The organism is Fenollaria timonensis (assembly GCF_001457835.1).
Lineage (GTDB): Bacteria > Bacillota > Clostridia > Tissierellales > Peptoniphilaceae > Fenollaria > Fenollaria timonensis.
Map to the genome: position 1 here is coordinate 218541 of NZ_LN898230.1, position 23344 is coordinate 241884.

Consider the following 23344-nt stretch of genomic DNA (forward strand, 5'->3'; position numbering starts at 1 on the left):
AGAGAAATCTTCACCTATTTTTATATCTTAATGGGTACATATATAAAAGAGGTGATTATATGCTAAAGAGATTTTTTGATCTTAGTGGTGACGAGATCATTAATTTAAATAAAGATGAATTGAAACAGTCGATTAAGTCTTGTGAAGCAAGGATTGTTTTGTCGGAGAATGTTGTGGTTCAAGAGCCTGCAACTTATGGTGTGACATCGTCTGAGCTTGCTAAGGCTTTTGGCGCTGACTTAATTCTGCTTAACTTTTTTGATGTGAATGAAAAGAAAATCAAGGGCCTTGATTATAGTGGTGACGACATTATTAAAAAGCTAAAAAATCTTGTCAAGAGACCTATCGGTTTAAATCTGGAACCAGTTCAAGACAAGAATATGTTTAGTGAAAAGAAAGTGATTAGCGAGGGAAGAAAGGCGAGCGAAGAAAATATTAAAAAGCTTGACGAGATGGGCTTCGACTTCGTTATGTTTACTGGAAACCCTGGTACTGGCGTTGACAACGAAGGCATTAACGAGTCGATAAAGCTTGCGAAAAAATATTTCCACGGACTTATCTTTGCTGGCAAGATGCATTCATCGGGCGTTGACGAAAAAATAATAGATAAAGATGTATATGAAGGTTTCCTAGTTTCTGGTGCAGATGTTCTTTCTGTCCCAGCTGTTGGCACATGTCCAGGTGTTTTCGATGAAGATGTAAAAGCTATCGTAGAGCTTGCTCACAAAAACGGTGCTCTTGTGATGACTACCATCGGCACTTCGCAAGAAAGTTCGCCCAAGGAAGTCATTAGGGACATAGCGCTTAGAAATAAAATTTTAGGCGCTGACATTCAGCATATAGGCGACTCTGGTTATGGTGGCCTTGCCATTTGCGAGAATATTTTTGAACTTTCAAGAACTTTAAGAGGAGATAGACACACATTTAAGCTTATGGCTGCGTCTATAAATAGATAATGGATATAGAAAAGTTTATTCGTTTTAGAAAAGAGCTTCACAAGATGCCCGAGGAGGCTTTTAAAGAGGATAAGACTAGGGCTTTTATCAAAAATGTTTTGAATGGTGTTAATGGCCTTGAGCTTCTTGAGGACAAATCTTATTTACTATATAGATATTTTAAGGGCGAGGACAAAAAGTCAATAGTTTTGCGCTGTGACATGGATAGCATTGTAAATAGCAAAAAGACACGCTTTCACGGCTGCGGTCACGATGGGCACATGGCGATAATGCTTGGCACTATACTTTCAATGGATGCATCTAAGCTTGATAAGAACGTATATTTTTTATTTCAAGCGGCTGAAGAGACTGGTTACGGAGCGCTTGATGCTCTTGAAATTTTTGATAAATACAAAATTACTGAGGCTTACGGTCTTCATAATTACGCTGGAATCAAGACAGGAACTATATCTACAAAGAAGGGATTATTGTTTTTATCGTCATTTGGCTTAAAAGTAAATATAGTGGGAAGGCAGTCGCACGCGTCCATACCAGAAAATTCACTAAACCCGATATACGCTTGCAGCGAGATTATCAAAGATATAGAGCCATTTATTAAAAAAGACGCTTACAAAGATTTTACTCTTCAAGGCGAAAAATTTTCTGATAACATTTTCATTACTGTTGTTGGCGTAAAGCTTGGCGGAGAAAATTTTGGCGTGTCGCCAGCAAATTTGGAGTTGGATTTAACCTTGAGAGCATATAATGACGATGATTTGGCAAGACTTAAAAATATTTTTGAAAATAAATATAAAAAGGCTTTAGAAGAGATGGGTTTTGTGGTAGAATTAAATAGTACGGATGAATTTCTATCGGTCGTGAACGATGAAGAGTTTTATGATGCCTTTACGAAAGCCATAGCAATGGATGGACTTCCATTCGAAGAGAGAAAAGAGATAATCAGAAGCAGTGAGGACTTCGGCTACTACAGGCGCAAGGCGAGAGAATTATTCTTCCTACTTGGCGTGGGCGAGGATCACAAGGACATTCACGATGAAGCGTATGAATTTAATGATGAGTCTATAGAGAATGGCGTGAAGGCGTTTTTATCTATAGCATATAGACTTTAGGAGGGATTAGATGAGCTGTGACAACGATTGCAAGGCGTGCAAAGACAAGTGCGCGTTTGAAAAGCTACAAGCGAATGATAAATCAAAGATAAATAAGGTGATAGGCGTCGTGAGCGCGAAGGGCGGCGTTGGCAAAAGCTACGTAACAACGCTACTTGCAAACGCTTTGGCAAAAAAAGGCTACAAGGTCGGTATACTTGACGCGGACCTTACAGGACCGTCAATACCAGCATCTTACGGTCTTCATGGCATGATTACTTCAGAAGATGGCGTGAACATCGAGCCAGCTGAAGCGGCTAATGGCGTTAAAGTTGTTTCAATGAACTTACTTATGGAGCACGAAACAGATCCACTCGTTTGGAGGGGACCTATGCTAATGGGTGCCTTGAGACAATTCTATCAAAACGTTAACTGGGGCGAACTTGATTATCTTTTAGTTGATATGCCGCCAGGAACATCAGATATACAGCTAAGTATATATCAATTGTATCCATTAAACGGACTAGTCATAGTTACATCGAGCCAAGAGCTTGTTGATATGATAGTTCAAAAAGCCTTTAAGATGGCTGGGTTAATGCACATCAAGGTATATGGCCTAGTTGAGAACATGGCATACTTTATATGTGACGAGTGCAATAAGAAGCACTACATCTTTGGTGAGCCAAAGGCAGAGGCACTAGCTGAAAAATTTGGCGTGAAAGATTATGCGGCACTAGCATTAAAGCCAGAAAACACAAGACTAGTTGACTCAGGTCAAGCAGATTTGATAGAAGAAAAAGATTTGGACGGCATAGTAAAAGCGCTAGAAGAATAATTTATTCGAAAAAATATTTATATAAAAATTTATAAAGAAAGTTTTATTAAAACACATAGCAGAGTATGATTTTCGTACTCTGTTTTTATTTGAAATAAGAAAGCGGAAAATGAATTCTTATTTCAGAAACTATCGATTATTTGAAATAATGAAGCAAAAATATGATTCTTATTTCAGAAACTATTGACTTTTTGAAATAAGAAGTGTATAATGTAATCACTATTTCAAATTGGAGCTGATCATATGAGTAAAGAAAGAGCGGGTAAGTTAATAAAAAATCTTTCTGGAGCTAGTGAGTACTATTCATTCAGACCAAGTCCACTGCCACCAGAACCTGCTATTGCAATTGACAACGAGCTTAACAATTTAATAATAGATGCACACAAGATGCTTGCCATTTTGGATGATAGGGCAGAGAAAATCCCTGATATGAATTTATTTATATCTATGTATGTGAAGAAGGAAGCGCTTCTCTCATCGCAAATAGAAGGCACACAGGCAACGCTTGAGGACATCTTTGAAGTGAATCGCGATGAGAGCATAAACGAAGACGTCGAAGAGGTAGTTAACTATGTAAAGGCGGCGCACTATGCTATAGATAGATTAAATACTTTGCCGCTATGCAATAGACTGCTTTTGGAGACGCACGAAATTTTGCTTTCAGGCGTAAGAGGCAATGAGAAAAATTCGGGCGAGTTTAGACGCAGTCAAAATTGGATTGGCTCAAAGAACTCAAATATCACTACGGCGAGGTATATACCGCCAAATATTGATGATATGAAAGAGGCTCTATCAGATTTAGAAAAGTTTATTAATGACGATAGTCCATACGATGCGCTGATAAACGCGGCTCTTGTGCATTATCAGTTTGAGAGCATACATCCGTTTTTAGATGGCAATGGCAGGATAGGCAGGCTACTTATAGTTTTGTATCTACTATATAAAGACACTATCAAGACGCCAGCCTTGTATCTATCATATTATTTAAAGGAGCATAGAATTGAGTATTACGATAGAATGACGGCGGTTCGAGATAGCGGCAATTATGAGCAATGGATTAAATTCTTTGTGCGCGGTGTATATATCTCATCAAAATCAGCGATAGAGAGCGCCGACAAGCTTATTGAGCTTAAAAATTCTGATGAAGATAAAATAAATAGCCTAGATATAAGTGATAGAAGAAAGATAAATATAATGAAGCTATATAGACATCTCTTAGCAAAACCTATAATTGATATAAAAGGCGCAGCAGAAGAGCTTGAACTTGCATACAACACAGTAAAATCTGCAGTTGACGTGCTTATGGACCTAGATATACTTAAGCAAGATAATGATCAAGAAAGAAATAAAGTTTTTTCGTATGAAGCTTACTTAGCTGTATTAAGAGAAGGAACAGAGATAATTTTATAGATGAGAAAACGCCTCGATTGTGAGGCGTTTTTATCTGTGAGTAATTATTTAATTATACTTAGAATTCTGAATTCTGTAAGAATAATTGATGGATTAAGCGAAGCGTAGTAAACGAGCGAGTGAGTAGTACTAGAGTACTTCGCAATGAGTGAGTGAACATAGCAAGCTTAAGGCGCAATTATTCCAAGAATTCTTTTGCCAAGGTTTGCCCATGAATATTCTTCTAAATCCTTTGAAATTTCTTCTGTAAATAAATTCTCATCTAGTCTATTTATTTGCTTTTCTATATTTGCCACAAGTCTCTCGACATAGGCATGTATGTCCTCTGTATATGGCTTATCAACGTCGCGTATACGAGGAAGCTTTGTAAACTCTATTATTCCGCTATTTACAAGTTTTTCACCAAGCAATTGTCTTAACCCATCTATCTCCGAAGCGACTACTAATTTGTGGCAGGCAAGTGCCTCTATCGCAACTAAACCAAGGGCTTCGAAGTATGACGGCAAGATGAATATATCTGAGCGTCTTAGGTCTTCCGCCATAAGCATTTGGTTCTCGGCGTCTCGTATAAATAAATTTTTGGAGTAGTTCGCCTCCATCATCATCTTTTCTTTATCTTCATCTGATGCATTTCCTATGATGTGCAGCTCGACATTGGCGTGATTTTTCTCTAGATATGGCAAAGTCGCTGCTAGAGCAAAAATGCCTTTTGACTCAACTATCTTCCCAGCGTACATAAGTCTGATTTTGCCATCATCTTCATGATTTTCACTAGGGTAGAAGACTTTGTCGTTATAAGCGCCGCCAACCAAGTGAATTTTTTGCTTAGATATGCCAAGCAGCTCCATTATTTGCTCGTGCTCAGCTGGAGTTACAGTGAGTACTTGATCAAGGTCTTTAAGGTGAGTGAGCCTCTTTAGGAAGCGCTCGTGCTGCTTGATTTGCCTTATGTCAGTACCGTGGCTGATGCCAACGACTTTCACATCGTCAAAAATTTCACGAACAAGGTCCGTCAAAAACATTAGGTGATGAGCGATAACTAAGTCTGGTTTAAAATCATTTTTCACTTTAATAAGTCTCTTGCGAAAGGCGTCAAGCATTGTATCTATCATATCTTCACTCATTTCGCTATATATAGTCGACTCGTATGGCATGATGTCACTCATACCGCAGATGTGGAAAGGCACTTCATCCGTGTCATATAAAACTTCATATGCCTGATCCGCGTCTACATTTATCAAGTCTCTGTGTTTTTCTTCAGCGCCGTATATGGCAGCATTCTCTACGCCTGCCGCCTTGAAAGCAGATATTAAATTTGCAAAGTAAACGCCGCTACCAGTTTTAGCGGGAAGCTGTGTCAAGACGTGTAGTACTCTCATCTATGTCCTCCATTTCATATTTAACCTTAATTTTCTCGCCAATTTGATAATTGACGTCGTCGTTTAAAATTAGCATTTCTAGCTTATGCTCATCATTTTCTATATCCAGTTCAATGGTCTCGCCATTAAAAGTTATGTCCTTAATTACAAATTCTTCGCCATTTGCATCAGGGCGAATTTTTTCTGGCCTTACATATTTATCCTTGATAATGTTTTTATTGCCGATAAAGTCAAGAGTGAATTCATTTTTCGGATGATTGTAAATATCTTGCGGAGCGCCTTTGGCAACAAGTTCGCCGTGATTTATGATGATTATCTCATCCGCCATGACAAAGGCTTCCTTTTGATCGTGCGTTACGAATATGGTTGTTATGTTAAACTCTCTTTGTATCCTTCTTATCTCAAATTGCATCTCACTGCGAAGTTTTGCGTCAAGCGCGCTCAGTGGCTCATCCATAAGCAAGATCTTTGGCCTAACTACAAGGCTTCTTGCGAGAGCAACACGCTGCTTTTCGCCGCCTGATAGCTCCGATGGATACCTTTTTTCGTAGCCATTTAGTCCGACGATGCGTAAAACTTCTCTCGCCTCAGCTTCTTTTTCTTTCTTTGATTTATCTTTTTCCTTAAATTTAAGGCCATACATAACGTTTTTCAAAACATTCATGTGAGGGAAGAGGCCAAAGCTTTGAAAAACGGTCGAAACGTCCCTGTCTTCAGGTGAAAGATTCTTAATGCTTTTGCCGTCAAGGATTATCTCTCCCTCATGTTTGATAAAGCCCCCAATTGAGTGAAGTATAGTTGACTTACCCGAACCAGATGGTCCAAGTAGGCATAGGAACTTGCCTTTTTCCAAAGAGAAGCTCACGTCCTTTATCGCGTATTTGTCCTCATATTTTTTTGAAATATTTTTAACTTCTAAAAACATTTACTTCACATCCTTTCTTGCAAATATCTTTGTAAATTTATTTTTAATATTCTCTCTAAAATCTCTGCTCATCAAAAGCCTTAAAATGACGTTAAAAGCTAGGCAAATTAGTATGATGTAGAAGGCGATTACAGAGCCGACGCCATATTTCCCGCTTTGAATAACGTCAAACATAACGAGCGTCATCAGTTTCTTGCCAGGGTAGACAAGGAAAATGATTGTTCCGACAGTTGTCATCGTCGTTGTGAACGCATTTATCATCGAAATCATTATTGAATTTTTTGAAAGAGGCAAAACCCCGTCAGTAATTTCGTTTATAGATGAGCCGCCTAAGTCTCTGATCGAGTTAAGTGTATTCGTGTCAATGTCCATCATAGCTGCGCTCGATGCCCTCGTTGAGAATGGTAGCTGCTTAAATAAAACGTTTAAGACAACTATCGCCGCAGTTCCTGTTATTGCTATAGGAGGAGATCTAAAGAATAGCAAATAACCTAGTCCAAAGAAAGTTCCTGGTATGATGTATGGTAGATTTGCTATGGTGTCAATGACCTTCATATATTTATAGCGTTTAATTATTAAGTAATAGCCGATTAAAAGTCCGATGAAAGTGCCGCCAATGGCCGAGATTATACTATAAGCAATACTTCTAAGTGCGACGCCGCCTATAAAGAACTTGGTATTTTTAAAATTATCAAGAGTAAATACAAGTTCGCCGACACGCATCTTAGTAAAAGCATTTAAAATGATGGACGCATATAAAGATACTATCCAAAATATGAAAAATATTGCAAAAGCGCTGATTAAATAATACAAAATGCCATTTCTCTTAAGTGGGACTTCTTCCTTACTAGGTGAGCCGCTTGCTAGTGTACCTGATTTAACTGCCTTTGATGAGAATAAAAATATGATTAGTGTTGGTACTAGTATAAATACGTTCATGGCTGCCGCTCTGCCAAGATTACCGTTGGCAATGACTTGGAAATAACTTTCAAGAGCCAGCACTTCGTAGTTACCACCGATTATGGCTGGCGTACCGAAGTCTGAAACACTTCTAAAAAAGCTAAGCATCATGACAGCCTTGATACCATTTTTCATCGCTGGAACAATTATATCGATGATTATGTCATTAGTGCTCGCGCCCAAGCTTCTTGCCGAGTTAATTATGCTCTTGTCAAGACTTTGAAGAAAGCCTATGAGCAAAAGACTGTTTAGCGATAAATCCGATAGAGCCTGCATAAAGACTATGCCCCACATGCCATAAGGGTTCATGTTTAGGCCTAAGAGTTTGTATGTTATTATCCCGCGTCTGCCAAAGAGCGTGATATAGCTAAGCGATGAGACGAAAGGCGGGCTTATTAGTGTGATCGAAAGTATAAGTATAATGAGCGTCTTTACTTTTTTCCTCGATAGATAATAAAATATAGCTACGAAAGATGAGGAAAATGTTGCGACTAGTGTAGTAAGCACACCCATCTTAAATGTATTTGTAATGAGCTTTTTATTAGAGAGAATTTTTTGGTAATGCTCTAAAGAAAAAGCACCATCTACAAAGAAACTCTCTTTAAAAACTGTTAAGAATGGAATGAGTATGAAGATTACGACTAGTGCAGAGAGCACAGCCGCAATTGTGTAGTCTATTAACTTAGATGATTTAATCTTTTTCATATAAACTCCTATATCTGATATGTTTTAGGCCATATGCCTAATATGTAAAAAAATAGTGTGACAGTAAAAACTATCACACTATAGATTATTTAAACTTATTTGTCTTCAGTTTTACCTTTTGAAATTTCGTTAAACTTGTCTAAGATTCTTTCTCTGTCTGAACCAAATGTTGATAGGTCTTCCTTAACTAGTCTGTCCTTTGGTAAACCTAGGTCAAAGCCTTCAATACCAGGAACGATAAGTTGGTTAGAGTCCTTTCCGTCGATTTCAGCAATCATCTTTTGAGCGTCTACACTTAACATGAAGTCGATGAAAGCTTTTGCAACGTCAACGTTTTCGCTACCTTTGAATATAGCAACTCCTTCTGGTACCCAGCATACGCCGTCTTCTGGATAGATAACTGTTAAGTTATTGTCCTTAGCTGCGTCAAATGCTTTCTTGTCAGCAGGAATTATACCGATGGCGAATTCGCCTTGAACAGTTTTTTCTTGTGGGTCTTTACCTCTCTTTGAGTAGAAGTCAATGTTATTGTTGATGCCTTCAAATATTTTCCAGCCTTCTTCTTCTCCGTAGATGTCTAGTAAGCCCTTAAGAGCTGCATAGTTAGTACCTGATATAGCAGGGTTACTCATGATAACTAAGTGTTCGTACTTAGGATCAGCAAGGTCCTTCCAAGTCTTAGGTGCTTCTAAGCCTTTTTCTTCTAGAATTGCATCGTTAACGATGAAGCCAACAACAGTGATACCCTTAGAGATGTACGCGCCGTCTTTGTCCTTGTATTCTTCAGGAACTGTAGCAGTTACATCAGATGTGTAGTTTTCTAGAAGACCGTCATCTCTAGCAGCCATGAAAGCGTCAAGTCCGCCTCCGAACCAAAGATCAGCCATTGGCTTGCCTTCAGCCTTAGTTCTTGAGATAACTTCACCACTTGACATAGATAAGAATTCTACCTTAGCGCCAGTTTTTTCAGTGAACTTATCAAATAAAGGTACATAAGAATCACTTGTAGCAACTACGTTTAAAGTTTTGCCTTCAAAGTTTTGTGTATATTTATTTTCTTCTTCTTTGTTTTCTTCGTTGTTTTCAGCTGTTTCGGTTTGAGTGTTTTCTTCAGCTGGTTTTGCATCATTGTCATCTTTTTTACCGCAGCCAACTATTACTAGTGAAGCCATGATTAAAACTGATAACAATACTAAAAATTTTCTTTTCATAGTTTTATCCCTCCAGACGATATTGTAACAGAAACTTTACAAATAATCAAGATATATTGATTTATTAAATATTGAGTGCTATTGCTATAGAAAATATTTATACTGCTTTTACCTAAGTGACGTGTCACTATGTTTTACGATATAGTCAACAATTTTTTCTAAATATTCCTTGTCAATGGCATCAAAATTACTATATTCATAAGAGTCGATATCCAATACACCAACGCCGCGCGTCATATTATATATAGGAACGACAATTTCACTTTTGCTCATAGCGTCACAAGCGATGTGGCTAGCAAAACTATTAACATCGTCGACAACAATAGTCTTTTTGCTTGAGTAAGCAGTGCCGCAGACGCCTTTGCCAAGCATTATCCTATTGCAAGCGGGTTTGCCTTGGAAGGGACCAAGCACAAGATTAGTTCCGTCATATAGGTAAAAGCCCGACCATGATACGCCATCAATCAAGTGATATATGATGGCAGCGGTATTCGCAAGGTTTGCTATAAAATTCGTCTCCTCTTGAAATTGACGCCTAATCATCTCGATGGCAAGCTTGTATTTATCCTCTTTACTTAAATTATTTGCTCTACTTATGTCAATCATTTAATCACCTCATAAAAATATTATCATATATATAGTATTTTGTAAATTAAATTTTACATTAAAATACCCTCTTATCGCCATATTTGAATTAAGGGGGTACTTACATTTACTTTTTACTAATATATGATGATTTACAATCTAATAACTTCGTCAAATTTATTTAGTGTTTCCTCATCACTTGTATGAGTTATAACTATTACTATCTTGCCACTTATTTTGAATATTAATTCGAAAATGATTTTGCTTGTTTCTCTGTCTAAGTTTGATGTTGGTTCATCAAAAATAAGGACATCATAATCTTTTACTAGAAATCTAAGTATATCTATCCTTTGCTTTTCACCAGTTGAAACTAAATTTCTGCTGCCATCTTCAATATTTTTATTTAGAAAGTCTCCAGTAAATTTTAGTTGATCATATAAGCCTTGTTGAACTTTTAAGTTTCTATACAGTTCAATATTATCTTTTATAGTTCCATCCACATAGAAATCATTTCTTTGTATATAAGCAATTTTATTGAATAGACTTTCTGTATCAATCTTATTAATGTTTGTTTCGTTTATTAAAACTTCTCCACTGTATGAACTGGATGGGTAATACTTCATAATTAGTTTTACTAGTGTTGACTTACCTCTACCAGATTCGCCAACTATAGCATACTTTTTATTGCTTTCAAAATTAACATTATAATTGTCAAATATATGCTTATCTTTAAAATCCATGCTTAAGTTTTTAATGGCTATGCTATTAACATTATCGTTTAGCTTTATGTCAAGGCTTTCTTCATTATCTGTAGCCATTATATCTTCAAAGTTTTTAACGATATCTTTAACTGTACCCATTAGATTTTTGTTTTGAGCAAATTCTTGAACTGGACTAAAAACTCCATTCAATAAGTTTATAGAAGATATTAAGAGACCTACTGTTAAATTTCCTTGTAAAACAAACCAGATGCCTATAGACATACAGGCAAGTTGAGCAAAGAAGCTGAAAAATATTCCCAAAGTATTTGCAAAACGAGAGGCAAACATGTACTCTAGTCTTACGTTTTCAAAATCATTATCTTTTTTCTTGAAGATATTTTGAAAAATATTAAATAGATTAAGTAGCTTTATTTGCTCAAATCCTGATAAATTATTATTTATAAGCTTTAGATTATCTGCATTTCTTTCTGAAAACTTAACAGTTTTCTTTGCCATAATTACACCAGGTAGCTGTGATAAAATAATTGTTACTAAAGTAACTGCTAAAAAAGAAAGACCAAGTTTCCAATTAATAAAAAATATAGTACCTACACTTACAATTGCACTTATAATGTTTGAAACAATATCGCACTTTGGTCCTAAGTAGTTATCATTATAAAAATCAATGTTTTTAGTTAGATTATTCAAATAATACTCATTGGATACACTCATATAGTCTGATATTTCCTTCTTTCCTATTGAGTTGTATAGATGCATTTTTAGATCTTTTATTACATCAGATGCGTATTTACTTTTAACATAACTAAAGATACTAGAAAGAACAAACCATAGAAAAATAATAAGAATACAAGATAAAATTTTATCTTTAAGTGAGCTATTTTTATTAACAACTACGTCAATAACTTTGCCGAGTCTTATGGCAAACACAGAAAATAAAAACGATGTTAAAATACTTAATATTATTGTTAGTAAATATTTAAAACTATGTTTTTTTAGAATTTGATTCATAGATATCACTCCTTTGTTATATTATATCATTTTATGGGGGGGGGTTGCAATATAATTTTTATATTATTTTAATATTTTTTTATTTTGGGTAATAATATAAAAAGGGGGAGATATTATGTACTCAATTATAGTTGGAGCCTTATCTGGTTGGATAGCTTCATTAATTATGAAAACAGATGCACAAATGGGTTGGATCAAGAACATTCTTGCTGGTATCGTAGGCGGCGGCATAGGCAAATGGATTGCGAAGCTTGCTGGCTTCGAAGCAAAGGGCGGCATGATCAACGACATCATAGTTGGTATTGTCGGCGCAGTTGTACTGATCTGGTTAGTTAATATGATTTTTGGAAGAAAAAGATAAATATTTAATTAGATGAAGAAACTCTTGGGCAATGGCTCAAGAGTTTTTTTGTATGCTATATTATGCTGAGTGTCATTTAATAAATATAAAAAGCAAGTAGATATATTGTTTTTGAAAAAAAATGTGCTATAATGTATTTATCATAATGTGTATTAATATGCAAAAGAATATATATATAGGAGGCAAATATGATAAGAGATAAATACAAAAAGAATTTTTTTAAGATTTTATTACTATTTTTAACAGGAATAATCGTAGGTAGTTTAAGTATATTTCCTATGGTATTCATTCAAAAGGTGATAGACTACTTAACATTGGGTGTGCAAAGTGAATTTATAAAATATATAATACTTTATTCGCTAGTATATATTTTTGTAAATATGTTTAAGATAGCCCTAGTCAATTTTGGTTCAAAATTTGAATTGAATTTGAATAGAGACATAAAGGATGAAATTGTAGAAAGTATACTTAGTACAAAGATTGATCAGCTTGAACAAGCTGGACGCAGTAATGTCTTTAATGTTATTATCGACGATTTAAAAGCGCTTGACGATAAACTTATACCGCTAATATTTGACCTAGGCTTTTCAATATCAAGCTTTATAATTGGGTCTATCATAATTATTAAGTACGACTACATCATGCTATTTGCGATGATTATCATATCTGCCATATCAACACTAGTGATTCAAAAAATCTTGGCAAGTTCAGAGACAGCATCTGAAAAGAGCCAAATACAAAGGCTTAATGTAATTAATAAATTTTTCGACATCATTGTTGGCGCGAGAGACATAAAGCTATTTAATAAAGAGAAAGTATTTACAAGCGAGTTTCACGAAGAGAATCATGAATTAACTAAGCTTGATAAAAAAATTGTAAATATCAAAAATGTTTCTCAAGCACTTGTAAGTTTATTGTTCAACCTGATTATGGCGACTCTAATTTTTATTGGGGGTATGCGTGTTAGTCAAGGCAGTCTCTCTGTCGGAGCACTAATCGCCATCATATTATATGCATCGATGATTACCGATCCAATTTTTAATATCATAGAAAATCAAAAAGAAATATCTGCTTTTAAAAACTCAGTTAAGAGAATAGACGAGACTTTCAAAAATATAGAGAGAGAAAATATCGATTTAATCGAAGACTTTAAGAAAATCGAATTTAAGAACGTTTCACTAAAATATGGAGATAATCAGATCTTGAAGGATTTTAATTTGCTCATAAATAAAAATGATAAATTAAAGATTAACGGCAGAACTGGTTCGGGTAAGTCGACCATTGCAAAGCTAATTACTAATATGTATAAGCCGACTTCTGGTCATGTTTGTGTCGATGGCAAAGAAAATCAAATGATATCTTTATCAGCAGTTTTTCAAGAGAATAAATTATTTAACATGTCAATCATTGATAATATCACATTCAAGTCCAAAGTAGATGATGACAAGCTTAATAAAATCATTAAGATATGTAGACTAGATGAAGTTATTGAAAAATATGGCTTAAACAATATTGGTTTTGATAGCAGCACTCTATCTGGCGGCGAAAAGACGAGAGTACTATTAGCAAGAGCCTTATACAAGGACTGCGAACTATATATCTTTGACGAGATAAGCACGGGACTTGACGAGACGCTCTTTTATGAGATATTTGATGACACTATGAAATATTTAGCAGCTAAAACAATCATCACTATCGACCATAAATACATTGACGAAAAGTATTTTACAAAGAGCATTGCTATATAAATGTTTTTTACGAGTAATAATATACGAGAATTAATAAATGGATAGGAATTAACTTTCCTATCCATTTTATTTGCATAAAGAAAGGCAGAAGCGAATCGTTCTGCCTAATATAATCTTATTAAACTTTTCCTGTCACTATCTTAAATGCTAAATAAAATATCGATGCGACTTCTTGTAAATAGTTTTTGACTAGTATATCCTGTGGCGTTTTGGCTGAGTATAGCTCATGCTTGATGCCAAGGTACTTACTTATTAAATCGATTCTAAACATATGAAAGCCGTTTGACACGATTAAGTACTCTTTGTCTTTGCCGGCTATGTCGCTTGCGTACTCAAGATTCTCTATAGTATTAGTAGAGTGCTCTTCAGTGATTACGTCAGCTTCATCAACGCCAAGCGATACAAGATAGTTCTTCGCAGCCATCGCTTCGCTTATAGTTTCGCCTTGACTCTCAGCGCCTGTAGTGATTATCTTGACAGCTCCATGTATAGTGTAGTACTCATACGCTGCGTCGAGCCTATACTTAAGTGCGAGCATCGGCTCATTGTTCTTGCATCTCGCTCCTGGTACTATGATGTACTCGGGTGAGCCAGATGGTCTCTTGCTATTGTTAAAAATAACTAAGAGCTCCAAGACTATTGCCAAAGCTAAAAATATTTTAATCAATAGCTTAATTATTTTCTTTATCATTGTAAGATGTAGACCATAACTGGTCTTCTACCAAATTGTAAGCACTCCCAAACTGTGTCCATGAATAGGTCAATCTTGTTACCTTTGATAGCGCCGCCAGTATCTTGAGCGATGGCAAAGCCATAATCAGGAACGCCTGGTGTAAGGCTCTTTACATATAGCTTAGTGCCAAGAGGAATTACGCGTGGATCGACTGCAACAGTGCCTCTCTTGGCTCTTGCGCCTGAAGCAGTGATGCCGTAGCCTTTGTCGCCAGGCCTTTTACCAGTTGATCTTGGACCTGCTTCATATGCAGTTGCCACCATCTTGATGGCTTTTCTTGCGGTGAAGTCGCCTCTGTCGTTAGTAAAAACGTCTTTTGTTCCTTCTTCAAAAACTTGGTCAATAGGCTTAACTATAGTCTCAACGTGAATTACTTCTTCTTTAATAAGCTTGTCACCTGCATAATACTCTTTGCATTTGACTTTGTTCTTGCCGTTCACACCTTGAATTAAAATTTTGCTTTGCTTATGAGTTAGCTCTTTGTTTTTCTTCTTAATAGTTTTAAAAGGCGCTTCGACTTCTTTTTCGATGACTTTAACGTCTACCTTTATTATACTAATCTTTCCTTCGCTCTTAAGCTCTGTATCTAAGTCTGGTATGACGATGTCGTCATCATCAACTTTAATCTTTAGATCGCTTAATAGTTCTTTAACTGTTTTACACGATGTTTTATATGTCTTAACGACTCCATTGTTATCAATCTCATATACGTGAGTTTTTGCATCTTTAGCAAAAGAAAGACTTGATACTATTAATAAGAATAGTATAAAATTAATTATTTTTTTCATAGTCTTCTCCTTTCGAATTTGTCATATATGATATTATAACAAAATTAAATCGCATTTGTCAAATCGAGGCTAAAACTCTATATCAAGTGAGACAGGACAATGGTCTGAACCTAAGACGTCATCAAGGATTGCTGCGTCCTTAATATTGTGTTCCAGCTCCTTCGATACCAAGAAGTAATCGATTCTCCAGCCAGCGTTTCTCGATCTTGCTCTAGTTCTGTATGACCACCAAGAGTATTTATCTTCAAGATCAGGGTAGAAGTACCTGAATGTATCGATGAAGCCCGAGTCAAGTAGCATATTGAACTTTTCTCTCTCTTCATCAGAGAAGCCTGCTTTGCCAACGTTTGCCTTTGGATTTTTTAGGTCAATCTCGTTATGAGCCACATTTAAGTCGCCGCACACAACAACGCCCTTAGTCTTTCTTAAGCCATTTAAGTAGTCTCTAAACGCGTCTTCCCAATCCTGTCTATACTTTATCCTCTTAAGGCCGTCTTGCGCATTAGGCGTGTAGACATTGACAAAGAAGAAGTCCTCGTACTCAAGAGTTATGACTCTTCCTTCAGTATCGTGCTCAGCGATGCCAAGACCATATGTCACGTTTATGGGCTCAGTCTTAGTAAGTATCATAGTGCCCGAGTAGCCTTTCTTCTCAGCGTAGTTCCAGTACTCGTGGTAGCCTTCACGCTCCATCATCAGTATTCCTTCTGAGATCTTAGTCTCTTGAAATGCGTATATATCAGCCATAGTGTCATCCAAAAACTCATTAAAGTTCTTTTTAAGGACGGCCCTTATACCATTAACATTCCACGAAATAAATTTCATTTAATCACCTCTTTTAAAAATTTTCACATCCTTATCACTATTCTATCACAAAAGACCTTTATAATAAAGTTAGAAAATCAAAAGGAGGACAAGATTATGAAATTCGATGAATATGGTAATGAAATCATTGACGATGATGATATCATTGAAAATCCAGAAGTAGAAGAGCTTCATGATGATGAAAGTACTTTTACTCAAACAGATGAAGACGTTTATGAGAGAAGGACATATAGAAGGGCCAATGGTCCTGAAAGAAATGATTACGACAGGCCAAGTGCAAGAAAAGCAAAGTTCTCATATAACGAAGTTAATAAAAAAGAAAAGAAGCGTTATGGCAAGGGCATACTTGTATGGTCAATTATATTTTCCATCTTCTTTGGTGCGCTAACAGGTTTCGGCGGCGCTTACATCTTTAACAGAGCAAACAATGCATATAATTATGTACACAGCGAGGCTAAAAACGATACACAAAAGATTACTATCGATCAACCGACTGAAATAGTCGAAGCGGCCACTAAGAAGGCTATACCATCTGTTGTAGGTATTACTACTCAGGTTATTTCGAGAGACTTCTTTGGTAGACAAGCCCTTGGCAAAGGCACTGGCTCAGGCGTTATCGTTAGCCCTGACGGCTACATCATTACAAACGCCCACGTGGTTAAATCAGAAGTGCAAAACACAAACGAAGGCTTCGACGATTTTCCATTTGGAGATGATTTTCCGTTTGGCGGAGGCAGCTCAGGCAATAAGCAAGGCAAGACTAGTGATGATGAAGATGATGACGATGATATTGATATAGATGAAGACAATAATAAAGCTTATGATTATAGCAGCAAAGATAAAGACAATACTAAGCAAAACAAAGGCGGTAAGATAAGCGTTTTACTTGATGATGGCTCAACACACAAGGCAAAGATAGTGTGGATGGACGAGGACATGGACCTTGCCATAATCAAAATAAATGCAAAGAATTTACCAGTTGCCGAACTAGGCGACTCAGACAAAGTGCAAATCGGTCAGATAGCTATCGCCATAGGTAATCCACTAGGACTTGATTTTAATAGAACTGTTACTTCAGGCGTTATCTCTGGTAAAGACAGAACCATAAGAGTAGATAAACAAGTTATAAATAACCTGATTCAAACAGACGCATCCATCAACCCAGGTAACTCAGGTGGACCATTGCTAAACTCAAAAGGTGAAGTCATCGGCATCAACACAGTTAAGCTTACAAATGCAGAAGGTCTTGGCTTTAGCATACCTATCAATATGATTAAGGGCGTTTTGAACTCAATCTTAAAGACAGGCAAGGCGCAAACAGCTCAACTAGGCGTATCCATCTACAATGCAAAGGACTACGAAGCTGCTCTTAGAGTCAAACTAAACACAAATAAAGGCGTTATCGTTCTAAGCGTTGCTAGAGGAACTGCAGCAGACAAAGCCGGTATCATGGCAGGCGACATACTACTAAAGGTAGATGATAAAGAAGTGACTGATGTCAATACACTTAAGTCGATAATGTTTGGCTACAATATTGGCGACGAAGCGACTCTTAAGATAAATAGGAATGGCAAGGAAATGGACGTCAAAGTCAAGTTCACAAGCATGAATAAAAACTAAGACTTTAGTACAATTATAAAATAAATTTATATAAATGATTGACAAATCTTATTAAGTATGCTATACTATATATAGATGTAGATCAAGTATATGAAGGGTGGGATTCATCTTATGAACGAAATTAAGAGAATTAGAAAGAGTGTTGAGAGTATTTTAGGTAAAAAAGTGCATCTAACGACAAACGTTGGTCGAAATACCTTTGTCGAGGCACAAGGAGTGATTACCTCAGCATATCCAAATCTATTCACAGTTACGCTAGAAGATGGACAAAATAACGATCAGGTTATATCGTATACTTATTCAGATGTATTAACATCGACGGTAGTAGTAAAAATAATCTAAAAAATTTTCCTCACAGTGATGTGAGGACTTTTTTTGCCTTTTTTCATTTTTTTCTTTAGTGGGGATGATGGCAGGGCCACTTCGTTAGAAAAAGTTATTGAATCATGACGAGCGAATGATGTATGACGGGCGTATGGCATGTGACGAGTGGATGGCATATGACGAGCGGATGATATATGACGAGTGGATGGCAAGTGACGAGCGGATGATATGTGACGAGTGAATGATATATGACGTGCGCTTATATTGCCACGCGCAAATCATATAAAAAATAAAACTATACATTGAATTTAAAATGTGTTATAATTAAATTAACAGTGGAGGAGTATGTGAAGGTCATGATAAAAACAAAATCTTATGCGAAAATCAATTTGCATCTAGAAGTCATCTCTAAAAGGGACGATGGCTTTCACGACATCATCACTCTTATGTCTAAAATCAATCTTTATGATGAGCTAGTCTTTAATAAGGCGAGTGGCTTCACCATTAGCGCGGATATTGATATAAAAGATAATATCATGAAGAAGGCATATGATTTAGTAAAAGAGATAAGAGATATACAGGGACTAAGTATAGAGCTTAAGAAGAACATACCTATGGGCGCTGGCCTTGCTGGTGGCAGCTCAAACGCTTACGAAACACTTAAGGCGCTTGATGAGCTTTATGATTTGTCCTTGACAAAGGAAGAATATTTTGATATCCTTTTAAAACTTGGTAGTGACTGTAACTTTTTTGCTTCGAAGTCGGCTGCCATATGCACAGCTAGAGGCGAAAATATTAAAGAAGTAGAAGGGCTTAAGAAGCATCACGTGCTCTTAGTTAATCCCGGAATCAACATTAGCTCAAAAGAAGTTTATGAGGGCATGGATTTTAGCGGTGAGCACCTAAGTACTAAAGAGATTGAAGAGCTTATAAAGAAGGATGACTTTACAAAGTTTAGAAACAATATGCAAGACTTTGTCTTTGCTAATTACATAGCTGTTAAAGAGCTCTACGACGAGATGAGCGCTTTAGGCGGCTTCAAGACTATGATGAGCGGCTCCGGCTCGAGCATCTTTAGTCTATATGACGACGAGGAAAAGCTTGATAAGGCTTATAAGCATATGAAAAACCGCTACCAATTTGTGATCAAAACTCAATTGATATGAGGTGATTTTTTGTTACAAAAGATATTAGAACCAATATTTACATTTTTATATATATTAATAATCATCGTTATGGATAATTTTATCAACAAGTATAATTATGCTGATAAGGATTTTAAGCTGCAAAGTATATTTACAAAGACTTATGTGGTCTTCGTCACCGCCTTCTTAGGCATCAGGACTTATGCTTTGTTCTTAAACGATGACGAAAAGATAATAAGGCTTACAAACATCTCTTTGTTTATAAGTTCACTTATGGTGCCAATACTACTGATAATATTTTATTATCTAGCGGCTAAATCGCTTCGCAAGAGAAGAATGCCTGAGGCGTCGAGCATAATATATTTACTTGTGGCGATACTATTAATATTAACACTACTACCACAAAATGGCTGGTTCCAAGACAGAATCAGTAGATTTATGGAAGTCTTTAGGACCATAGTCACGCTCGTACTAACGGTACTAATCTTTATGAGTGTATTTAGGAATGCCGTCAGACGAAGAAACGTCTCTATACAGAGGGCGTCCTTAATATTCTTTTTAGCGGGACTATTCTACAGTCTAGCTAATCTTCTAAAGGCTGTTAGGGTAAAGAACATATTTTATGTATTAAGTTTAGTACTTATACTAATTATGATATATTCGTGGTACAGAACCATTCGCAAAAAAACTGAAATATATAGAGTATAAAGGAGTTTTTAATGAAAAGACCTGTTTTTGAAGCACTATCAAAATTAAAAGACGAAAATTCTGTATCTTTCCACATGCCTGGTCATAAGGGAAAGAACACGCTTTTCAACTGGGGCGACTACATCCCAGCTATTGACACGACAGAAACTTATGGTATGGATAACCTACTTGAACCAAGAGGGGTTATTCTTGAGAGCGAGAAGGAAGCTGCTAAAGTATTTGGCGCAATGAACACTTTTTACGCTGTTAATGGCTCTACTGGAAGTATATACATCGCTATAGCGACTATAACTAAGCCGGGTGATACTGTTATTGTTCAAAGAAACTGCCATAAATCAGTATATAATGCTTTGATACTAAATAGACTAAATCCTGTTTATGTATATCCAAAGTATAACGACGACTATCACGTATTAACTGGAGTTGACCCAGATGAAATCGAGGACTTAATCCTTGACAATCCTGAGGTAAAGGCTGTTATAGTAACTCACACTAACTACTACGGCATCGCTTCAGACCTTGAAAGGATAGCTGAGATCTGCCATAACTACGGTAAGATACTTATGGTTGACGAGGCTCACGGACCTCATATGAAGTTCGATGACAGACTACCTAAGTCAGCTCTTGAATGCGGCGCGGACATCGTTATTCACTCAACTCATAAGACGCTAACTGGATTTACACAAACATCGATGATACATGTTGGCTCTGAAAGGATAGACATCAATAAGCTAAAAGATAGATTCCAACTATATACAACTACATCACCATCGTATTTATTTACGCTATCGAACGAAACAGCTTGTGCGTATATGGACGGCGAAGGCAAAGAAAAGCTTCATCACAATGTAACTAAGTGCTTGGAATTTATTGAAGAGCTTAAAAAGATTGACAGAGTTGAAGTTTTTGAAGGCGATGACTTTGACAAAACTATCAAATCAAAGGATAACACTAAGATACTATTCAAGCTTGAAGGGGTTAAGGGCTCAAGACTTAGAAAAGAGCTTTATGAAAGACACAATATTAGGCTTGAGATGAGTGACTACTACTACGCTCTAATATTTGCAACGCTAATGAATGAGGATGAAGACTACGAAAAACTTCTTGAAGCGATCAAAGACTTATCAAAGAACTTATCTTACGAAGAGGTTAAACATATAAAGGTTAATATGCCTGATCCGAAGATCATAATCAGACCAGCGGATGCATATTACTCATCAAAGAAGATAATTAGCCTAAAGGACTCACTTGGAGAGATAGTTACTTCACCAATAATTCCTTATCCACCTGGAGTGCCACTACTAGTGCCAGGCGAAGAAATTACTGAAGAGATACTTGATCACATACAATTCCTTAAGGAGTCAGACCTAAACATAGTTGGCTTACTTGGAGACGATCAAGACTCATTGGTTGTAGTTGACTAATGAAGGGACTAGTTATCGCTCTTGAGGGTCAAGACGGAACCGGCAAGAGCACTGTAATAGATGCAATCACAGGCTACTTCGATGAGATGGGCCTTGATTATATAAACGCGAGAGAGCCGGGATCGACTGATATTGGCGAGAAGATAAGAGATATCTTAGCTGACAAAGCTAATAAGGATATGGATTATCACACAGAGGCACTTCTCTTCGCAGCATCAAGATCCGAGCTATACGACAAGGTGATTAAGCCAAATGTAAGCAAGGGCACCTCTGTCATATTAGATAGATTCTTACTATCGTCACTTGCTTATCAAGGCGTAGTGAGAGGACTTGGCGTAGATGAGGTCATGAAGATAAATGATTTTTTCTTAGATGGCTTTAGACCCGACCTTACTATACTTATGGATTTGGATGCGAAAGAATCTTATGAAAGACTTAAAAAGCTTGGTGAGCTTGACAGGATAGAGTCTTTAGGAGAGGACTTTCAAGAGAGGGTTCACATAGCATACTTAAAGCTTTATGAAGAAAATCACATGAAGCTAATTAAATTGGATGGTACTAAGGACAGAGAGAGCCTTGCTCACGAAGCCTTAGAGGAAGTAAAAAAATTAATGAAGGAGTGTTAGTATGAAACTAATTGTAGCAATCGTTCAAGATCAAGATGTTAATGCACTAATGGATGCTCTTACAGAAAAAAAGTATAGAGTAACAAAGCTTTCTTCAACAGGCGGCTTTTTAAAATCTGGCAACACTACATTACTTATAGGTGTTGAAGATGACAAAGTAAATGAAGTTAAGGAACTTGTTGATCATAATTGCAAGACAAGAGAGATAACTACATCTTTACTTACTGTAACTATGCCTGGAGATACTTTTGTTCCATATCCACTTGAAGTAAAAGTTGGTGGAGCGACATTATTTGTATTAAACGTAGAAGAATTTTTAAGAGTTTAGGAGTAAATTTGTGTTTGAGAAAATATTTGGGAATGATGAAGTAAAAAAAATACTTTATAACGATATCAATAATAATAAAATTGTATCGTCCTATATTTTTGAAGGCAAAGACAGTGATTATCTAGAAAGCCTTGCGATGGAATTTGCAGGGCTTCTTCTTAAGTCAAAAATTCCTGAGAAAAAAGCAGACTTTGCTTTGTTTGGTAAGAGTGATAAGATCAAGAAAGAAGACGCTCAAACGATAGCAAAGGATGTTTACATAAGGCCCTTCGAGCTAGATCGAAAGGTCTATATGCTTCTGGGCGCAGAAGACATTCAAGTCGAGAGCCAAAATGTTTTATTAAAAACGCTTGAGGAGGCGCCAAGCTATGTTGTAGTCATCTTAGTTACTAAGAGCCTTAACATGATACTTGACACTATCATCTCAAGAAGCAAAGTTATTAGAGTAATGCCTCTTAGTAAAAATGAGCTTATGGATTATATTAATGAAAATTATCCGAAGCTTGATAATAAAGAGCTCTACGCATCCATTGCCATGGGCGATATAAGTGCGCTTAAATCCTTTATTGAAGATGAAAACCAGATGCAGCTCAGAAAGAGGGGCATAGCGGCAGCCATAAACGTATTAAAGGCAAAGCGTTATGAGAGCATTAAGGACCTTGCGTTTTTAGAAGAAAATAAAGATAATATTGAAAAAATACTTACATACTTTGAAATTTTTATCAAGGATATAGCCTCGAGCGAAGAAAGGATAATTAATCTTGACTACAAAGACGAGATTAAAAGCCTTAAATGGCTCGCTCTATATGACTTGGTTGACAGCATTGACATGATAGAAGAGACTAAAAGATACTTGGGTAACAGCGGCAATTTTAGACTGCATCTCGAGACTTTAGTTTTAAATATGATAGAAAAATTTGATAGGTGATT

At 36.4% G+C, this 23344-nt stretch carries 24 protein-coding genes; 15 read left to right on the forward strand and 9 right to left on the reverse strand.

The window, feature by feature from the left end; all coding sequences use genetic code 11:
- Window positions 1-59 precede the first annotated feature (59 nt).
- From BN3004_RS04105 to BN3004_RS04120, 4 genes are all read left to right on the forward strand, one after another.
- The gene (locus BN3004_RS04105; RefSeq protein WP_058259964.1) at window positions 60-956 is read left to right on the forward strand and encodes a DUF7916 family protein; all 897 of its coding nucleotides are present in this window, start codon (window positions 60-62) and stop codon (window positions 954-956) included.
- A complete protein-coding gene (locus BN3004_RS04110) occupies window positions 956-2065 on the forward strand; it encodes a M20 metallopeptidase family protein (protein WP_058259965.1) in 1110 nt (369 codons plus the stop codon). The genes BN3004_RS04105 and BN3004_RS04110 overlap by 1 nt, the downstream gene beginning before the upstream one ends.
- 10 nt (window positions 2066-2075) lie before the next feature.
- The gene (locus BN3004_RS04115; RefSeq protein WP_058259966.1) at window positions 2076-2879 is read left to right on the forward strand and encodes an Mrp/NBP35 family ATP-binding protein; all 804 of its coding nucleotides are present in this window, start codon (window positions 2076-2078) and stop codon (window positions 2877-2879) included.
- Window positions 2880-3122: 243 nt separating this feature from the next.
- Window positions 3123-4289 (forward strand): Fic family protein, encoded by a 1167-nt coding sequence (locus BN3004_RS04120; protein ID WP_148344905.1) that lies wholly within the window; start codon window positions 3123-3125, stop codon window positions 4287-4289.
- A 167-nt stretch (window positions 4290-4456) separates the two neighbouring features.
- Here the strand turns inward: BN3004_RS04120 and BN3004_RS04125 are convergent, their stop codons facing one another.
- From BN3004_RS04125 to BN3004_RS04150, 6 genes are all read right to left on the reverse strand, one after another.
- Window positions 4457-5668, reverse strand: coding sequence for a glycosyltransferase family 4 protein (locus BN3004_RS04125; protein ID WP_058259968.1), 1212 nt, complete (start codon window positions 5666-5668; stop codon window positions 4457-4459).
- Complete coding sequence (locus BN3004_RS04130; RefSeq protein ID WP_058259969.1) at window positions 5631-6593, reverse strand: ABC transporter ATP-binding protein; 963 nt, start codon at window positions 6591-6593, stop codon at window positions 5631-5633. The genes BN3004_RS04125 and BN3004_RS04130 overlap by 38 nt, the downstream gene beginning before the upstream one ends.
- Window positions 6594-8258 carry an ABC transporter permease gene (locus BN3004_RS04135; RefSeq protein WP_082244077.1) on the reverse strand — a complete coding sequence of 555 codons (1665 nt, stop codon included), beginning with the start codon at window positions 8256-8258 and terminating at the stop codon, window positions 6594-6596.
- Window positions 8259-8353: 95 nt separating this feature from the next.
- Window positions 8354-9469 carry an ABC transporter substrate-binding protein gene (locus BN3004_RS04140; protein WP_058259970.1) on the reverse strand — a complete coding sequence of 372 codons (1116 nt, stop codon included), beginning with the start codon at window positions 9467-9469 and terminating at the stop codon, window positions 8354-8356.
- Window positions 9470-9577: 108 nt separating this feature from the next.
- Entirely contained in the window at window positions 9578-10075 is a 498-nt protein-coding gene (locus tag BN3004_RS04145; protein WP_058259971.1) for a GAF domain-containing protein, read from the reverse strand.
- A gap of 131 nt (window positions 10076-10206) precedes the next feature.
- A complete protein-coding gene (locus BN3004_RS04150) occupies window positions 10207-11784 on the reverse strand; it encodes an ATP-binding cassette domain-containing protein (protein WP_058259972.1) in 1578 nt (525 codons plus the stop codon).
- A 115-nt stretch (window positions 11785-11899) separates the two neighbouring features.
- Here BN3004_RS04150 and BN3004_RS04155 point away from each other — a divergent pair, with 115 nt between their 5' ends.
- Window positions 11900-12145 carry a GlsB/YeaQ/YmgE family stress response membrane protein gene (locus BN3004_RS04155; protein WP_082244078.1) on the forward strand — a complete coding sequence of 82 codons (246 nt, stop codon included), beginning with the start codon at window positions 11900-11902 and terminating at the stop codon, window positions 12143-12145.
- Between the two features lie 188 nt (window positions 12146-12333).
- Window positions 12334-13893 (forward strand): ABC transporter transmembrane domain-containing protein, encoded by a 1560-nt coding sequence (locus BN3004_RS04160; protein WP_058259974.1) that lies wholly within the window; start codon window positions 12334-12336, stop codon window positions 13891-13893.
- 118 nt (window positions 13894-14011) lie between these two features.
- Here the strand turns inward: BN3004_RS04160 and BN3004_RS04165 are convergent, their stop codons facing one another.
- The 3 genes from BN3004_RS04165 to BN3004_RS04175 form a co-directional block, all read right to left on the reverse strand.
- Window positions 14012-14584: a YdcF family protein gene (locus BN3004_RS04165; protein ID WP_058259975.1), complete on the reverse strand. Its 573-nt coding sequence runs from the start codon at window positions 14582-14584 to the stop codon at window positions 14012-14014.
- Window positions 14581-15414: a G5 and 3D domain-containing protein gene (locus BN3004_RS08605; RefSeq protein ID WP_058259976.1), complete on the reverse strand. Its 834-nt coding sequence runs from the start codon at window positions 15412-15414 to the stop codon at window positions 14581-14583. Before BN3004_RS08605 ends, BN3004_RS04165 begins: the two co-directional genes overlap by 4 nt.
- A gap of 69 nt (window positions 15415-15483) precedes the next feature.
- Complete coding sequence (locus BN3004_RS04175) at window positions 15484-16239, reverse strand: exodeoxyribonuclease III (protein ID WP_058259977.1); 756 nt, start codon at window positions 16237-16239, stop codon at window positions 15484-15486.
- 96 nt (window positions 16240-16335) lie between these two features.
- Here BN3004_RS04175 and BN3004_RS04180 point away from each other — a divergent pair, with 96 nt between their 5' ends.
- The 9 genes from BN3004_RS04180 to BN3004_RS04215 all read left to right on the forward strand — a co-directional run bounded on the left by BN3004_RS04180 (window position 16336) and on the right by BN3004_RS04215 (window position 23342).
- Window positions 16336-17859 (forward strand): S1C family serine protease, encoded by a 1524-nt coding sequence (locus tag BN3004_RS04180; protein WP_058259978.1) that lies wholly within the window; start codon window positions 16336-16338, stop codon window positions 17857-17859.
- 111 nt (window positions 17860-17970) lie between these two features.
- Window positions 17971-18201 carry a Veg family protein gene (locus tag BN3004_RS04185; RefSeq protein WP_058259979.1) on the forward strand — a complete coding sequence of 77 codons (231 nt, stop codon included), beginning with the start codon at window positions 17971-17973 and terminating at the stop codon, window positions 18199-18201.
- A 97-nt stretch (window positions 18202-18298) separates the two neighbouring features.
- The gene (locus tag BN3004_RS08610; protein ID WP_278315522.1) at window positions 18299-18424 is read left to right on the forward strand and encodes a hypothetical protein; all 126 of its coding nucleotides are present in this window, start codon (window positions 18299-18301) and stop codon (window positions 18422-18424) included.
- Between the two features lie 115 nt (window positions 18425-18539).
- A complete protein-coding gene (gene ispE, locus BN3004_RS04190) occupies window positions 18540-19349 on the forward strand; it encodes a 4-(cytidine 5'-diphospho)-2-C-methyl-D-erythritol kinase (RefSeq protein WP_242854204.1) in 810 nt (269 codons plus the stop codon).
- A 9-nt stretch (window positions 19350-19358) separates the two neighbouring features.
- The gene (locus BN3004_RS04195) at window positions 19359-20036 is read left to right on the forward strand and encodes a hypothetical protein (protein WP_058259981.1); all 678 of its coding nucleotides are present in this window, start codon (window positions 19359-19361) and stop codon (window positions 20034-20036) included.
- Window positions 20037-20047: 11 nt separating this feature from the next.
- Window positions 20048-21460 carry an aminotransferase class I/II-fold pyridoxal phosphate-dependent enzyme gene (locus BN3004_RS04200; RefSeq protein ID WP_058259982.1) on the forward strand — a complete coding sequence of 471 codons (1413 nt, stop codon included), beginning with the start codon at window positions 20048-20050 and terminating at the stop codon, window positions 21458-21460.
- The gene (gene tmk / locus BN3004_RS04205) at window positions 21460-22086 is read left to right on the forward strand and encodes a dTMP kinase (protein ID WP_058259983.1); all 627 of its coding nucleotides are present in this window, start codon (window positions 21460-21462) and stop codon (window positions 22084-22086) included. The genes BN3004_RS04200 and tmk overlap by 1 nt, the downstream gene beginning before the upstream one ends.
- A gap of 1 nt (window position 22087) precedes the next feature.
- The gene (gene darA / locus BN3004_RS04210) at window positions 22088-22414 is read left to right on the forward strand and encodes a cyclic di-AMP receptor DarA (protein ID WP_058259984.1); all 327 of its coding nucleotides are present in this window, start codon (window positions 22088-22090) and stop codon (window positions 22412-22414) included.
- Window positions 22415-22424: 10 nt separating this feature from the next.
- Window positions 22425-23342 carry a hypothetical protein gene (locus BN3004_RS04215; RefSeq protein WP_058259985.1) on the forward strand — a complete coding sequence of 306 codons (918 nt, stop codon included), beginning with the start codon at window positions 22425-22427 and terminating at the stop codon, window positions 23340-23342.
- The last annotated feature ends 2 nt before the right edge of the window (window positions 23343-23344 follow it).